Source organism: Myxococcus virescens, from assembly GCF_900101905.1.
In the GTDB taxonomy this organism is placed as follows: Bacteria; Myxococcota; Myxococcia; order Myxococcales; family Myxococcaceae; genus Myxococcus; species Myxococcus virescens.
Window position 1 is genome coordinate 483,505 of record NZ_FNAJ01000002.1, and the last position, 15,111, is coordinate 498,615.

Below are 15,111 nucleotides of genomic sequence, written 5' to 3' on the forward strand. Positions count from 1 at the left end.
CCAGGGGATTGCCGACACGTGTTGTTGATGCGCCGGCCGCGACGGCCGTGTGCGTCATCCGCGTGACAATCGGACAGGCGAGGTGCGTGCGGGAGACGGAAGCGGGAACATCCCGTATCGCGTTGGACGCTATCTCCGATTAAGCGTCAAGTCTCCACCGACGCGAATGACCCGGGAACGCCATGCTCAGTGCCTCAGGCCAGGACCGCTCGCCCTCCATCCGTGCCGTGGGGCGGGCACTCCCGCCGCACTACGCCAGTCAGGAGCAGCTCATCGCCGCGTTCCGCGAGCTGTGGGCCACGCGCCACTTCAACCTGGAGCGGCTGGAGGACCTGCACCGCGCCGTCCAGGTGGGAGGACGGCATCTGGCGTTGCCCCTGGAGGCGTATCCGCCGCTGCTGACATTCCAACAGCGCAATGACGCCTGGATTCGCTCGGCCACGGAGCTGGGCGAAACGGTGGTGCGCAAGGCCTTGGACGCGGCGGAGCTCACGCCCGGGGAGGTGGACCACGTCTTCTTCGTCACCGTGACGGGCATCGCCACGCCGAGCATCGACGCGCGGCTGGCCAACCGCATGCGCTTCCGGGAGGACTTCAAGCGCACGCCGCTCTTCGGTCTGGGATGCGTGGCGGGCGCGGCGGGCGTGGCCCGGGCGGCGGACTACCTGCGCGGCTTTCCGGAGCACACAGCGGTCGTCATCGCCGTGGAGTTGTGTTCGCTCACGTTGCAGCGCGAGGACCTGTCCATTCCGAACATCATCGCGTCCGGCCTCTTCGGCGACGGCGCGGCGTGCGCGGTGCTCCGAGGCGCGGCGGCCCCGGGTGCGCGAGGGCCGCGGGTGGTGGCGTCGCGCTCCGTGTTCTACCCGGACACCGAGCGCATCATGGGCTGGGACGTGGTGGACACCGGCTTCAAGGTGGTGCTGTCCGCGAAGGTGCCGGGGCTCGTGAAGGACCACATCCGGGGCAACGTGGATGGCTTCCTCGCGCAGCATGGACTGAAGCGCGGGGACATCCGGCACTGGGTGGCGCACACCGGCGGGCCCAAGGTGCTGGAGGCCTTCGAGGAGGCGCTGGAGTTGGCGCCCTCGACGCTGGAGCGCTCGTGGGCCTCCCTACGAGAGGTGGGCAATCTCTCCTCCGCGTCGGTGCTCTTCGTGCTCGGAGAGACGCTGGAGTCCGTCCGCGCGCAGCCGGGGGAGTGGGGCGTGATGATGGCCATGGGGCCGGGCTTCGGCGCGGAGCTGGTGCTGCTGCGATGGTGACCTCCCCACACGCCCTCTTCCTGGGCTTCATGGCCGCGCTCGTCGTGGAGCGGCTGATGGAGCTGGTGCTCTCCAAGCGCAACGCCGCCCGGGCCTTCGCGCGCGGTGGGGTGGAGACGGGGCAGCGGCACTACCGCTTCATGGTGGTGTTCCACACGCTGTTCCTGGTGGCGTGCGTGGCGGAGGTGTTCCTGCTGCGGCGCGGCTTCCCGGGCGCGTGGGGCTGGGCGGCGCTGGTGGGCGCGGTGCTGGCGCAGGGGCTGCGGTACTGGGCCATCGCCACGTTGGGCGACCGGTGGAACTCGCGCATCATCGTGGTACCGGGGCTGGCGCCGGTGACGGGCGGGCCCTATCGCTTCCTGCGCCATCCCAACTATGTCGCGGTGGTGTTGGAACTGGCGTGCGTGCCGCTCATCCACGGTGCATGGTGGACGGCGCTGGTCTTCTCAGTGGGCAATGCGGCGCTGCTCTACGTGCGAATCCGCGCGGAAGAGGCGGCGCTGGGTGATGTGTACGCGCAGGCGTTCTCCCATCGCCCTCGTTTCATTCCGGAGGTGCCACGTGGCTGAACGCGAACTGGAGGTCATGACGGAGATTCATCGCATCGTCACCGAGGAGCTGGAGTGGAAGGGCGCGGTGGAGCCCTCGCAGGACCTGGTGCGTGACCTCCAGTTGGACAGCCTGGGCCTCACGGTGCTGGCGGTGGGGCTGGAGAACCGCTTCCGCATCCGCCTGTCCGAAGAGGACGCGCAGGGCGTGCGCACGGTGGGAGACCTGGCGAAGCTGGTGGCGCAGCGGGTCGCGGCTCCGGTGGAACCCAGGCGGGAGGAGGCCCTGCCGTGAAGGATGCTGGCTCGCGACTGGTGGGCCCGGCGTTGCCTCCGCCCAGGCATCTGACGGTGAACGCGGCGCTCGCGGACACCGGGCGCACGTCGCCGCTGGGGCTCACCTTCGTGGACGCGGCCGAGCGCGAGGTGGCCATGCCCTGGGCGGACGTGTACCGCCGGGCGAAGCGCACCGCCGCGGGGCTGGCCCGGCTGGGCGTGAGCGAGGGGGACCGGGTGGCGTTGCTGCTGCCCACGTCGCCGGCCTTCATGGACGCCTTCTTCGGCACGTTGCTCGCGGGCGCGGTGCCGGTGCCGCTGTACCCGCCGGTACGGCTGGGGCGACTGGAGGAGTACCACCGCGCGACCTCGCGGATGCTCCACGTGACGGGCTCGGTGATGGTCTTGACGGACGCTCGCGTGCGCCTGCTGCTGGGGCCCAGCGTGGAGCGCGCGCGCCCCCGGCTGGGGTGCTACACGGTGGACGAGGTGTCCCGGGGGGATGAGGTGCTGGAGGTCCCGGTGCGGCCGGCCGCGCTGGGGCTCATCCAGTTCTCGTCCGGTTCCACGGTGGATCCGAAGCCCGTGACGCTGACGCACGAAGCCCTGCTGGCGCAGGTCGCGGCGCTGGAGATGGCGATGCCGCTGGGGGCGGGGGTGCCCCGGGTGGGCGTGAGCTGGCTGCCGCTGTACCACGACATGGGGCTCATCGGCTGTCTGCTGTCCGCGCTGTACTACCCGGGGAGCCTGGTGCTGATTCCCCCCGAAGCCTTCCTCGCACGGCCCGCGTTGTGGCTCCGCGCGCTGTCTCGCCACCGGGGCTACATCTCTCCCGCGCCCAACTTCGCCTATGGCCTGTGTTTGAAGCGGGTGAAGGACGCGGAGCTGGACGGGGTGGACCTGTCGTCGTGGCGGCACGCGCTCAACGGCGCGGAGCCGGTGTCCGTGGACACGCTGCGCCGCTTCTCGGTGCGTTTCGAGCGGTGGGGCTTCTCCGCGCGGGCGTTGCGGCCGGTGTACGGGCTGTCCGAGGCGTCGCTCGCCGTCACCTTCCCGCCGGAAGGGCGGGGGCCGCGCGCGCTGGGCGTGGACGCGGGGCTGCTGGCCCGGGAGGGCCGGGTGGCGGAGGGCTCGCGTGAGTTGGTGAGCGTGGGCATGCCCGTGGCGGGCTTCGAGGTGGAGGTGCGCGGCGAGACGGGCGAGGCGCTGGCGGAGCGGTGCGTGGGCCGGGTCTTCGCGCGGGGGCCGTCCTTGATGGCCGGCTACTTCGCGGATGCGCAGGCCACGGACCGGACGCTGACGCGGGACGGGTGGCTGGACACGGGCGACCTGGGCTTCATCGCGGAGGGTGAGCTGTTCCTCACGGGCCGGGCGAAGGACGTGGTCATCATCCGAGGCGCGAACCACGCGCCGCAGGCGTTCGAGGAGCCGCTGCAGAGCGTGGCGGGCGTGCGCGCGGGCTGCGCGGTGGCGCTGGGCTTCACGCCCGAAGGGGGCGAGGACGAGGCGCTGCTCATCCTCGCGGAGCGTTCGGGGCAGGAGGCGGACGACGTGGTCGAGGAGCGCATCCGCGCGGCGGTGGTGGAGACCACGGGCGTGCGGCCTCACACCGTGCGGATGCTCGTGCCAGGAACGTTGCCGCGCACGTCCAGCGGCAAGCTGCGCCGCGCCGAGGCGCTGCGCCGCTACCTGGCCGAGGAGCTGGTGCCGCCGAAGAAGGTGGGCGCGGTGGGGCTGGCGGTGGAGATGGCTCGGAGCGCGCTGGCGATGGTCCGCGCGGAGAGCGACACGTGAGGCCTCAGGCCCTGGGGCCGTGCACGGCGTCAGCGTGAGGCCCGCCATCATGGGGATGCGAGTCCCGGAGGAGTCCACGCCGTGAAGCGGTATGACGTCGCCGTGGTGGGCGGAGGACCCGCGGGGCTGGCGGTGGCCATCACCACCACGCTGCGTGGGCTGAACACCGTGGTGCTGGAGCGCGGCACCGCGCCGGTGGACAAGGCCTGTGGCGAAGGGCTGCTGCCTCCCGGCATGGCGGTGCTGGAGCGGTTGGGCGTCCTGCCTCTGCTGGATGACCAGGGCAGCCATCCCTTCGTGGGCATCCGCTACGTCCAGGAAGATGGCAGCACGGCGGAGGGCCTGTTCCCAGGCAAGGGCGCGCTGGGCGTGCGGCGCGTGGCGCTGGCCACGGCGCTGGTGTCGCGAGCGCGCACGGTGGGCGTGGAGTTGCGCGAGCGCACGCAGGTGCTGTCCCACCAGCGGGATGGCAATGGCGTGGTGCTGCAGACGGCCGAAGGCCCGGTGGAGGCCGCCATGCTGGTGGCCGCGGACGGGCTGGCTTCACCGCTGCGCCGCGCGGAAGGTCTGGAGGTGGAGCCGACGGGACCGCGCCGTTTCGGCCTGCGACGACACTTCCAGGTCGCGCCGTGGACGCCCTATGTGGAGATCCACTTCGCGCATGGCGTGGAGGCCTACGTGACGCCCACGGGCGCGCGGCGCGTGGGCCTGGCCTTCCTCTGGGAGGACGGCATGGCGGAAGGGCGGGTGAGCTTCGAGACGCTGCTGGCCCGCTTCCCCAAACTATCGGAGCGGCTCGCGGGCTCGGAGTCGGACTCCCAGCCCCGCGGCGCGGGACCGCTGGCTCGGGTGTCCCGAACGCGCATCGCCGACCGCTTCGCGCTGGTGGGAGACGCGGCGGGCTACGTGGACGCCATCACCGGAGAGGGCCTGTCGTTGGCCTTCGTGTGCGCGGAGTCGCTGGGGAACCTGCTACCGGAGGCGCTCGTCCAGGGCGCCACGCGCGAAGCGCTGATGCCCTACGAGCAGTGTTTCCAGCGGGTCTTCCGCAAGTACTCCCGGTCGACAGGCGCGCTGCTCATGCTGGCGCGACGGCCCTGGCTTCGCCGTCCCGTGGTGCGGCTGCTGGGGAAGACGCCCTGGCTGTTCGAGCGCATCCTGCACGCCGTCGTGACGTGAGCGCGGGGGCGGAGGGGCGCGGAGGCGTTGGCGTTCTCCTCCGCCCGTCGCCGGAGCGTGACACCCGCTGTGCGGTGGCGTCCCCAGAAGTGTGTTGCCGGTTGCCGGACGGGCGCAAACCCGGTCCACTGTCACGCCGAGACATGGACGTCGAGCCCGGGCCGCGCGGGCGTCTTCCCAGTCCTGTCTGGAGGGAGCACCGCACCCATGTCCCTGGACCGTTCTTCCCGGCCCATGACGAAACTCCTGTCGCTGGTGCTGCTGCTGCTGTCGGCACCGTGGCTTGGGGGCTGCCTCTTCGCGGGCCCCCGTCACCAGGGCCCGGTGACGGAGCACTTCGACGGTGAGCACTTCCAGAACCTGGAGCCCATCAAGCGCCTGAGTCCGGACGAGGTCTTCAAGGCGCTGCGCAAGGGGCCTCGCGGCCCGTGGCGGGACTACGAGGAGTTCGCTCCAGGCAAGCCGCCTCCGGAGCGCGTGGGGCCGGGACAGCTCCGGGTGACGTTCATCAACCACGCCACCGTGCTCGTCCAGGCGGACGGGCTCAACATGCTGACGGACCCCATCTATTCGGACCGTCCGAGCCCGGTGTCCTTCATCGGTCCCAAGCGCGTGCGGCCTCCGGGCATCCGTTTCGAGGACCTGCCGCCCATCGACGTGGTGGTGGTGAGTCACAACCACTACGACCACATGGACTTGCCGACGCTGCGGCGCCTGGAGGAGGCGCACCATCCGCGCTTCATCGTGGGTCTGGGCAACAAGGCGCTGCTGGACGGCGAGGGCTTCCGGCACGTGGTGGAGCTGGACTGGTGGAAGTCCACGGAGGTGGCGCCGGGCCGCACGGTGACGGCGGTGCCGGCGCAGCACCGTTCCAACCGCGGGCTCACCGACAGCGCGGCGACGCTCTGGGCGGGCTACGTCCTCGCCACGTCCGGCGGGCCGGTGTTCTTCGCCGGCGACACGGGCTTCGGTCCCCACTTCGCGATGATGGCCGAGCGCTTCGGTCCCATGCGGCTGTCGGTGCTGCCCATTGGTGCCTACCGGCCCACTGCCTTCCGTCCGGTCCACATGGGGCCGGTGGAAGCCCTCCAGGCGCACAAGGTGCTGCGCTCGGCCACGTCGGTGGCCATGCACTACGGCACCTTCGCGCTCGCGCTGGATGGGCAGGACGAGGCGAAGTACCACCTGCTGTGGCTGCTGGCGCGCGAGCCCGTCCGGCCGCGCTTCTGGGCCCTGGGCTTCGGCGAGGGCCGCGACGTGCCCGCGCTGGACTGAGTCAGCGGTTGAAGGGGGCCTCCTGAATCCAGTTGAAGCCCCGGTTGAGCAAGAGGAACTTGGACTCATCCACCCGCGTGAGGCGGACCTCGATGGCGGCCTCCTGGAGCGTGCCCTGGAGGACGAGTTGGTTCGCGTCCGAGCGTGTGTAGGCGAGCACGAACTTCTTCGCGGTGTCGTCCTGGCCCTCGATGAGGGTGAGCGTCTTCTTCGGTGCGTCCTCCTCCAAACCGTAGGACTTCACGGTGTCGTCCATGCGCTTGATGTTCATCCGGCCGAAGCGGCTGACGTTCACCACCTTCCACCGCCGGGCGTCTCCGGACGTGGCATCCAGGCGCTGCCCGTCCTGGGTGAAGGAATCGACCGTGTAGTAGCCGTAGAACGGGGGACGCGGCGCGGAGTCCCCGTACTTGCGGATGAACTCCAGCCGTGAGCTCCCAAACCCGTAGGCGATGCCGCCCACCACCAGGACCTTCATCACGAGCCCGGCGCCACTCAGCCAGCGCGAAGGTGGGAACGGCGGCTGGAGCGGGCGAGGCTGCGTGGCGCGGTTGAGCACCAGCACGTCGAGCAGCCGCCGGGCATCGGGCAGCACCAGGAACAGCGACATCAGCAGCAGGTGGGACGAATAGAGTTTGACGGGGACGTCGTAGAAGAAGTTGAGCGCCACCACGTTGACCATGACGCCCGCGACGACGAGCGCGCCCAGCGTCGTCGTGCGCCGGAAGAGCAGCAGGCAGCCGCCCAGGAACTCCGCGCCGCCCGTGAAGACATTGTAGCCCGTCGAGTAGCCCATGAAGTTCCACAGCAGCCCCATGGGAGAGAAGTCCCCCAGCGGCTGGGCCAGCCGATCCGGGCTGGGGAAGGGGAACTGGGACTTGAAGAGCTTGGCCAACCCGTAGGACAGCATGCTCATCGCGAGCACGTACCGGACGTTCGCGTGCAGCACGTCGTGGGCCTTCACGTACTCGGTGCGGCGCCGGTCGACGACGGACCAGACGCCCGTCACCGCCACGGCGGCGACGAAGTTCATCAGCACCTGCACGTAGTTGAACGTGGTGTCGCCGCTGCCGTTGGGCATCACGGTGATGTCCGTGGACAGCCGCAGCACGTGCTTGCCGACCCAGGGCACCGCGGCCTTCCAGAGCCCGTCCTGGAACGCGTGGATGAATTCGCCCAGGACAGGGATGAGGTCCAGGGGGAACGGGAAGAAATAGATGGCCAGGTAGGCGAAGGCGAAGCGGAAGGCCAACCGCCGCGCGAGACTCCAGGCTTCGGGCGCGGCAGGTGCCACGCTCGCTTCGGACGCGGCGGGCAGGGGACCGGGGACCGGGGACATTGGGGCCGTGGCGCTCATGGTGGGCTGGCCCGACAGTCTATCCGGAGTGTCCCGGGTGCTTTCCAGTCGCCCCCGTCACCGCGGAGGCGCTCCCCTGACGGGCCTTGTCTCCGCGCCAGGGGGCGGTCATGCCTGCTCAGAGCTTCATGCGCTTGAACACGGTCTCCGGAATCGTCCGGATGATGAGCATGATGAGCGCCCAGATGCCGGGCACGTAGACTTCGTTCTTCCGCGAGTCCGCGGCGCTCAAGAGTCCGCGCGCCACCTTCTCCGGCGAGGCGAACAGCTTGTTCTTCGGCAGGTGCGCCGTCATGGGCGTGTCGACGAAGCCCGGCTTCACCGTCACCACCGCGACGTTGGATTTCGCCAGACGGTTGCGCAGGCCCTGGAGGAAGACGTTGAGCGCGCCCTTCGACGCGCCGTACACGTAGTTGCTCTGCCGGCCGCGGTCACCCGCCACCGACGAAATCACCACCAGCGTGCCGGCCTTCTGCGCCTCGAAGCGGTTGGCCAGCACGGTGAGCAGCGACACCGCGCTCAGGAAGTTGGTGCGCAGCACCGCCTCCGTCGCCGCCCACGAGCGCTGCGCCTCCGCCTGGTCACCCAGCACGCCGTGCGCCAGCACCACGCCGTCCAGCCCGTCCAGCGCCGTGTACGCGGCCTCCACCAGCGCCTCGTGGGTGTCGAAGTCGTTCAGGTCCACCACCTGCGAGGCGACCTTGGCTGCGCCGCGCGTGGCGGCGTCCTTCGTCACCGCGTCGAGGTTCGCCGCGTTGCGGCCAGTGAGGTACAGCGAGGCCCCGCGCGCGGCCAGGAGCCGCACCGTCGCCTGGGCAATGGCGCTGGTGGCGCCGAGGACGAGCACTTTCTTCATGGGGAGCGAATCTCGGAAAGGAGGTCAGCGGATGGCAAGCAGGGACCGAGGCGGCGGGGAGGCCGTCTCGCCTCGCTCCGCGGCCAGGGAAAAGGGCAGGGACACCGGGTTGACCCGCCGCCAGAACGACGAGGAGAACGACGGGTCCACGTACTGCATGAAGCGCTCCCGCTGCGGAAAGTACGCCGCGAAGTTCTCCGGGCTCATCCGCGCGTCCTTCGCCGGGTACACCGCGCCGCCCGCCTGCCGCGTCAGCCGGTCCAGGTCCTCCACCAGCTTCCACGTCTTCTCGCCGCGGTTGGCGAAGTCCATGGCCAGCGTCACGCCCTCGCGCGGGAAGGACATCCACCCCGGCGAGGGAATGTCACCGAACGTCTTCAGCACGGAGAGGAAGCTGGGCAGTCCGCCGCGCGAGCTGCGCTCCAGGATTTCCTTCAGCGCGTCGCGCGCGGTGGCGTAGGGCACCACGCATTGGAACTGGAGGAAGCCGCGCCGGCCATAGATGCGGTTCCACGCGTAGATGGCGTCCAGCGGGTAGAAGAACGGGTCGTAGTGCGTCAGCCGCTGCTTCGGCTTGCCGTTCTGCCGGTGGTAGTAGAGCCAGTTGAAGGCGGACACCGACAGGCGGTTGAGGCAGAAGGCCGGCATGTCCATGGGCACCGCCAGCCCCACGCCGTGCGACAGGTGGCTCCTGGCCAATGGCAGCCCGTCGAACTGCGGCGGCGCGAAGTTGCCCCGGTACAGGAGCCCCCGGCCCAGCTTCTTGCCCCGGGCCAGGCAGTCCACCCACGCCATGGTGAACTCGTAGTCCTTCTCCGACGCGCGGGCCACGTCGAGGAACCCATCCAGGTTCCCGAACGGCACCGTCTCCTGAAGCACGTACGGGTTGCTGATGGGCGTGAGCTGCACCTCGGCCCACGTGACGAGCCCGGTGAGGCCCAGGCCGCCAATCGTCGCGCCGTACCAGTCCGGATGCTCATCCGGCGCGCACACCCGGCGGCTGCCGTCCGAGCGCAGCAGCTCGAAGCGGCGCACGTAGCGGCCGAAGGTGCCACCCCGGTGGTGGTTCTTCCCGTGCACGTCGTTGGCGATGGCGCCGCCCACCGTCACGAACTTGGTGCCCGGTGTCACCGGCAGGAACCAGCCGCGCGGAGCGGCCAGGCGCAGAATCGTGTCCAGCGACACGCCCGCTTCGCAGCGGACCACGCCGGTGGCCGGGTCGAAGGCGATGAAGCGGTCGAGCCCCGAGGTGAGCAGCAGCGTGCCCCCCGCGTTGAGGCACGAGTCGCCGTAGCTGCGCCCCAGCCCGTGGGGCAGCAGGTTCCCGTCCTTCCGGGGCAGCGCATCCGTGTGCCACACCAGGGCGTGCGTCTGTTGTTCGACTTGGGGGTACCGCCCCCAGGACTCCCGTGACTTCATCGCGCCAGACCTCTCACGTGGCGGCCCATAGCACCAACGCGCACACGAGGCCTACTGCGTAGCTCACCCGGTCCCTCAGGGCGAAGACGAGCGGGTCCTCGTTCACCAGCCCGCGGTGGGCCAGCAGCCACACCCGGCCCACCCAGTACAGCATCACCGGGCAGATGAGCCACAGCCGCTCCGGGTGGGCGTACAGCGCCGTCACTTCATCGGAGGTGATGTAGAGCGCCAGCACCAGCACGGACACCTGCCCCGAGGCCGCGCCCAGGCTGGCGAGCTGCTCGTAGTCCTGGGCCAGGTAGCCACGGCCGTGTGCGGACGTCTCGTTGGACAGTCGCAGCCGGCGTACCTCGCTCAGTCGCTTCACCAGCGCGAGCGAGAGGAAGAGGAACATGCTGAACATCATCAGCCAACTGGACGTGGGCACGTTGACCGCCAGCGCGCCGCCGAAGATGCGCACCGTGTACAGCCCGGCCAGCACCAGCACGTCCAACATCACCACCTGCTTCAGCCGCAGCGAATAGGCCAGCGTCAGCACGTAGTAGGCGCCCAGCAAGGCGGCGAAGGCGGGCGGCAGCAGCAGGCACACCGCGGCGCCGGCCAGCAGCAGCACGGGGGCCAGCATGACGCCGGTGCTCACGGGGAGCGTGCACGCCGCGAAGGGGCGCTTCTTCTTCGTCGGGTGGCGCCGGTCGGAGTCCAGGTCCAGCAGGTCATTCAGCACGTACACGCTGGAGGCGCACAGGCTGAAGGCCGCGAAGCCCAGCAGCGCCTGGAGCAGCTTGTCCGGCTCGGTGGCCTTGTGGGCGGCCAGCAGCGGCACGAAGACGAGCGCGTTCTTCGCCCACTGGTGCACGCGCAGCGCCTTCACCCAGGTGCGGAGGCGGGTGGCTGGGCGCTCGAAGACGCGGTGGACGTCGCGGCCCAGTCCCTGTGCTTGTTTCAGCACCCCGGCTGGCGCGTGGACCACGATGATGCGGCGGCATTCACGCCACAAGGGCAGGTCCACCGCGTCGTTGCCCGCGTAGTCGAAGGTGCCCAGCAACTCCTTCAGCTTCGCCAGCTTGCGTGCGCCGGACAGGTTCACTGTCGCTTCGCTGGCGACGACGTCGGAGAAGAGGCCCAGGTGCGCCGCCACGGCTTCGGCGATGCGCCGGTCCGCCGCGGTGGCCAGCACCAGCCGGCGGCCTCGGGTTTTCTCCTCGTTCAGGTACGCCAGGAGCTCTTCGTGGTAGGGCAGGCTGGCCGCGTCCAGGGCCGCGCGCCGGGCCACCTCTGCCTTGAAGAAGGCCTTGCCCTTGAGCACCCAGAAGGGGGCCAGCAGCAGCAGCCAGGGGGCACGCTTGAAGAGGACCAACAGGTTCTCATGCAGCGTATCCGTGCGCACCAGCGTTCCGTCGAGGTCGACGGCGAGCGGTACGTCCGGAGTGTCCTCGGGAATGGGTGTTTGGGGAAGCATGGGCAACGATGTGACGGAGGCCATCGGAGGGCGGGCAGGGTAGCGCAGACGCCCTTCGCGTGGAAAAGCCACATCTGGGGAAGCCTGCTAGAACTGCGGTCGGGTAGACGCTCAGTCCAGTCGGGCCACCAGGAGCGTCTGCAAGGGCAGGTGCCGGATGGGGCGGCTGGTCTCGATGCGGAAGCCTGCGTCGTCCAGGAAGCCTTCCACCTCGGCGGGCGTATAGGCCGCCGCGCCGGAGGTGAGGAAGTAGTGCAAGCCAATCAACGGCGCCGCACTGGTGGGCGTGTCGGCGTTCTCGCGCAGATACTCCAGCACCGCCAGCGTCCCCCGGGGCGCCAGGGAGGCGCGCACCCGTCGCAGCAGGGCCACGTTCTGTGCGGGGGACAGGTGGTGCATCACCTGGAAGAGCATCACCCCGTCGTACGGGCCGCCCAGCTCCGCGGTGAGGATGTCGCCTTCGCGGTGGGTGACGAGGTGGCTCAGCCCCGCCGAGGCGATGATTTCCCGGCCCACGCGGGCGCTGCCTTCCAAATCCAACACCGTGGCCTTCAGGCCCCGGTTGCGCAGGCACAGCTCGGCGGCGAACCAGCCGTGCGCGCCGCCCAGGTCCAACACCTGCTTCGCCCCACGGGGCAGGGGGATGGCCGCCACGACCTCCGGAGCCGCCAGCCGCGCCATCTGGTGCATGGCGTGGATGTAGTCGCGCCAGCGCGCGTCGTCGGGCGCGAAGCCGTGGATGTCCACCGCCTGGCCGGTGCGCACCACGCCCTCCAGCCCGTTCCACCAGTCCCACTGCGCGTAGTTGAACTCCAGGAAGGCGCCCACGTAGCGGGGCGAGCGCGGGTCCAACCATCGCCTGGCGCGAGGGGCCAGCCGGTAGCGTCCACCGCGCTGACGCTCCACGGCCTCGCACGCGATGAGGGCCTCCAGCAGCGTGCGAGTGCCCTCCTGGGACAGCTTCAGCCGCGCCGCCAGCGTCTCCGCCGACATGGGCCCGTCCGTCAGGGCTTCATAGACGCCCAGCCGCACGCCGGCCATCAGCGTCCGCGACGCCATCATCCCGAAGAAGGCATGGGCCACGGGCTGTGGGGCCAGGTTGAACCAGTCCGCCACGCGCTCCAGCAGGTTGTCCGCTTTGAGCCCCAGCCTCATGCGTGTGCTCCTAACGCCTGCGCCTGTAGCCGCCCACAGCGGCCAGGCCCACGACGAGGAGCGCGGCCTGGCCACCCAGCACGCAGCCTTGCTGGTCTGCCTTGCGCACGCCAGTGTAGCGGCAGCGCCCGTCATCGCAGGAGAAGCGGGGGGAGCAATCCCGGCTGCTACGGCAGGACGTATTCACCCTGCCTGTACCGTCTTCCCCCTCGGGGTTGTCCCGGTCCGCGCCGCCCTCTCCCACGGAGGCGTCGGGGAGGCCCGCGTCGAGCCCCCCGTCGGACTGGGCCATGGCCCCGAGGGGCAGCAGGAGGGGGAGGCAGGCCAGCAGGTGACGCAGGTAGGAGCGGAAGGGGGACATCGAGGGCGTCACCCTAACCGCATGGAGGGTCGGATGCATCTTCCGCGGTGGCTGGAGCACCCGGGGGCAGATTGTCTGACCCTTCCCTTCGCATCTGGTACGGTACGCCCCGCGATGGCACCCCGAATCCTCGTCGTCGATGACAATCAGGAGCTGTTGTCCCTCCTCACGCAGCTCTTCGAGGAGGCGGGCTACGAGGTCATTGGTGCGAGCCGCGGCAAGCAGGCCGTGGAGCTGGCCAAGGCCCAGCCCCCGGCGGCGGCCGTGCTCGACATCCTGCTGCCCGACATGATGGGGTACCACCTCGCGGACGCGCTGCGTAAGGACAACCCCCAGCTCCCGCTCCTCTTCATCACCGGCGTCTTCAAGGGTGGCAAGCACGCCGTCGAGTCGCGCACGAAGTACCAGGCCGCCGGCTACTTCGAGAAACCCTTCGAGGCCCAGAAGCTGCTCGAGGCGATGACGAAGGTGCTGCCTCCGGAGAAGCCCGCTGCGGCGGCCGCGTCGCTCCAGGACGCCTTCGAGGTGGAGCTGGACATCGACGTGGAGGAGGAAGGCCCGCAGGACGCCATGGAGCTGACCGGCCGCATCAAGGTGACGGGCGGCGGCAACATCACGGCGGAGATTCGCGGCGCCAACCTCACGGCCAGCCCCATGCAGAAGGTGCCGGCCACGCAGGTGCGCCCGCCCACGCCGGGCCGGCCGCCGGACCCGCCGCCCGCGGGCGCGCCGGGCAGCCGCCGTGGTGAAATCCGCGACAACCTGCCTTCGCTCCTCACCGCCTTCTACCTCTCCCGCGAGACGGGCGAGCTGGGCGTGCAGAAGGGCAAGGTGAAGAAGGTCGTCTACTTCGAGAAGGGCACGCCGGTGTTCGCCCTCTCCAACCTGCTCGCGGACCGCTTCGGTCAGTTCCTCGTTCGCGTGGGGAAGATCAAGCCGGAGCAGCTCCAGGACGCGTCGGCGGTGGCCGCGCAGTCCAACCGCCGCACCGGTGACGTGCTGGTGGAGCGCGGGCTGCTCAAGGACACCGAGCGCCTCTACTACGTGGGCCAGCAGGTGAAGGCCGTCATCTACTCGCTCTTCGCGTGGGATGAAGGCTCGTACGTGCTGAGCTTCCGGGAGAAGGCGAGCGCGGAGTCCATCAAGCTGGACGTGCACCCAGCCAACCTCATCGTCCGGGGCATCAAGAAGCTCTACAAGCCGGAGCGCCTGCGGCGCCTGCTCCAGCCGGAGGACCGCCTCATCCCCGCCGTGGCTCCGGCCTACCAGCTCAACGAAGTGGAGCTGGAGCGGTGGGAGGCGGAGCTGCTGCCGAAAATCGACGGCAACCGCACCGTGGCGGAGCTGCTGGCCTTCGCCAACCGCCCCGAGCACGTCGTCTACGGCTTCCTGGTGGCGATGATGTCGCTGGGCATCCTGGACAAGCGCGGGTAGCCGCCGCGCCGTCCGTCCCCGCCGTCATGGGCGGGGACGCCGCGCCGGGGCTCAGCCGCCGACCAGCCGCGAGCCAATCCAGAACAGGCCCAGCGCGCCGGAGCCCACGGCCACCACGCGCTGCACCCAGCGGGTGATTTGCGCGTTCAGCCGGGTGATGCCCTCCGCGAAAATCAGCCCCACCACGCCCATGCCGATGAGGATGCCCAGCGCGAAGCCGGGCAGGTACATCCACGCGGCCGCGCTCATGCTGCCACCCACCAGCAGCGGGGGCAGCGCCAGCAGCAGCGAGCGCACGCCGCTGACGGCCATCAGCGCGCCAGCGGTGGTGCTCACCGTGTGCACGTGCTGGTGCGGCTCCTGGGTGTGGCCGGGCAGGTGCGGGTGTCCGTGGTCCAGGCTGCTGGGGAACAGCAGGGCGGCCACCGCGAGGGCCACCAGCACGGCGCCGCCGAAAATCTCGGCCCAGCGCTCGAAGGTTTCTGAGAGGCCCACGCCCGCCAGGATGCAGAGCGCGGCGATGCCGCCCAGCATGACGGCGTGTCCCAGCGCGAAGCGCACGGCGGTGGCGATGGCGGCGCGGCGCCGGCCTCCCCCCAGGGTTCCGAGGGTGGCCATGGCGGCGCAGTGGTCCGGGCCCACGGCGTGGAGCATGCCTTGGGACAGGCCAAGCAGGAAGGCGAGGAGAATGGGCTGCACGACGCGGCACCCTAGCCGTGCTTCAATCGGGAGG

At 70.2% G+C, this 15,111-nt stretch carries 14 protein-coding genes; 7 read left to right on the plus strand and 7 right to left on the minus strand.

Annotated features, from left to right (window positions below; genetic code table 11):
• The first annotated feature begins 182 nt into the window (after positions 1-182).
• The 6 genes from BLU09_RS08710 (at position 183) to BLU09_RS08735 (ending at position 6,337) form a co-directional block, all read left to right on the plus strand.
• A complete protein-coding gene (locus BLU09_RS08710; protein WP_090488133.1) occupies positions 183-1,265 on the plus strand; it encodes a type III polyketide synthase in 1,083 nt (360 codons plus the stop codon).
• Positions 1,259-1,834: an isoprenylcysteine carboxyl methyltransferase family protein gene (locus BLU09_RS08715; protein ID WP_090488135.1), complete on the plus strand. Its 576-nt coding sequence runs from the start codon at positions 1,259-1,261 to the stop codon at positions 1,832-1,834. The genes BLU09_RS08710 and BLU09_RS08715 overlap by 7 nt, the downstream gene beginning before the upstream one ends.
• A complete protein-coding gene (locus tag BLU09_RS08720; protein ID WP_090488137.1) occupies positions 1,827-2,108 on the plus strand; it encodes an acyl carrier protein in 282 nt (93 codons plus the stop codon). Before BLU09_RS08715 ends, BLU09_RS08720 begins: the two co-directional genes overlap by 8 nt.
• Positions 2,105-3,883, plus strand: a complete 1,779-nt coding sequence (locus BLU09_RS08725) for a fatty acyl-AMP ligase (RefSeq protein WP_090488139.1) — start codon at positions 2,105-2,107, stop codon at positions 3,881-3,883. Before BLU09_RS08720 ends, BLU09_RS08725 begins: the two co-directional genes overlap by 4 nt.
• Before the next feature lie 81 nt (positions 3,884-3,964).
• Complete coding sequence (locus tag BLU09_RS08730; RefSeq protein WP_090488141.1) at positions 3,965-5,062, plus strand: NAD(P)/FAD-dependent oxidoreductase; 1,098 nt, start codon at positions 3,965-3,967, stop codon at positions 5,060-5,062.
• A 234-nt stretch (positions 5,063-5,296) separates the two neighbouring features.
• Entirely contained in the window at positions 5,297-6,337 is a 1,041-nt protein-coding gene (locus tag BLU09_RS08735) for an MBL fold metallo-hydrolase (protein WP_244171548.1), read from the plus strand.
• 1 nt (position 6,338) lies between these two features.
• Here BLU09_RS08735 and BLU09_RS08740 read toward each other — a convergent pair whose 3' ends face one another.
• The 6 genes from BLU09_RS08740 to BLU09_RS08765 form a co-directional block, all read right to left on the minus strand.
• A complete protein-coding gene (locus BLU09_RS08740) occupies positions 6,339-7,676 on the minus strand; it encodes a DoxX family membrane protein (protein WP_244171549.1) in 1,338 nt (445 codons plus the stop codon).
• A gap of 136 nt (positions 7,677-7,812) precedes the next feature.
• Entirely contained in the window at positions 7,813-8,550 is a 738-nt protein-coding gene (locus BLU09_RS08745; protein ID WP_011556557.1) for an SDR family oxidoreductase, read from the minus strand.
• Between the two features lie 24 nt (positions 8,551-8,574).
• Complete coding sequence (locus BLU09_RS08750) at positions 8,575-9,969, minus strand: FAD-binding oxidoreductase (RefSeq protein WP_090488148.1); 1,395 nt, start codon at positions 9,967-9,969, stop codon at positions 8,575-8,577.
• A gap of 13 nt (positions 9,970-9,982) precedes the next feature.
• Positions 9,983-11,428, minus strand: a complete 1,446-nt coding sequence (locus tag BLU09_RS08755; RefSeq protein WP_244171550.1) for a UbiA family prenyltransferase — start codon at positions 11,426-11,428, stop codon at positions 9,983-9,985.
• Positions 11,429-11,539: 111 nt separating this feature from the next.
• Positions 11,540-12,583: a class I SAM-dependent methyltransferase gene (locus BLU09_RS08760; RefSeq protein WP_090488152.1), complete on the minus strand. Its 1,044-nt coding sequence runs from the start codon at positions 12,581-12,583 to the stop codon at positions 11,540-11,542.
• Positions 12,584-12,593: 10 nt separating this feature from the next.
• Entirely contained in the window at positions 12,594-12,944 is a 351-nt protein-coding gene (locus BLU09_RS08765; RefSeq protein WP_167371058.1) for an MXAN_6627.5 family MYXO-CTERM protein, read from the minus strand.
• 114 nt (positions 12,945-13,058) lie between these two features.
• Here BLU09_RS08765 and BLU09_RS08770 point away from each other — a divergent pair, with 114 nt between their 5' ends.
• Positions 13,059-14,378 (plus strand): response regulator, encoded by a 1,320-nt coding sequence (locus BLU09_RS08770; RefSeq protein WP_186817769.1) that lies wholly within the window; start codon positions 13,059-13,061, stop codon positions 14,376-14,378.
• A gap of 51 nt (positions 14,379-14,429) precedes the next feature.
• Here the strand turns inward: BLU09_RS08770 and BLU09_RS08775 are convergent, their stop codons facing one another.
• Positions 14,430-15,077, minus strand: coding sequence for a hypothetical protein (locus tag BLU09_RS08775; RefSeq protein WP_090488158.1), 648 nt, complete (start codon positions 15,075-15,077; stop codon positions 14,430-14,432).
• Positions 15,078-15,111: the final 34 nt, after the last annotated feature.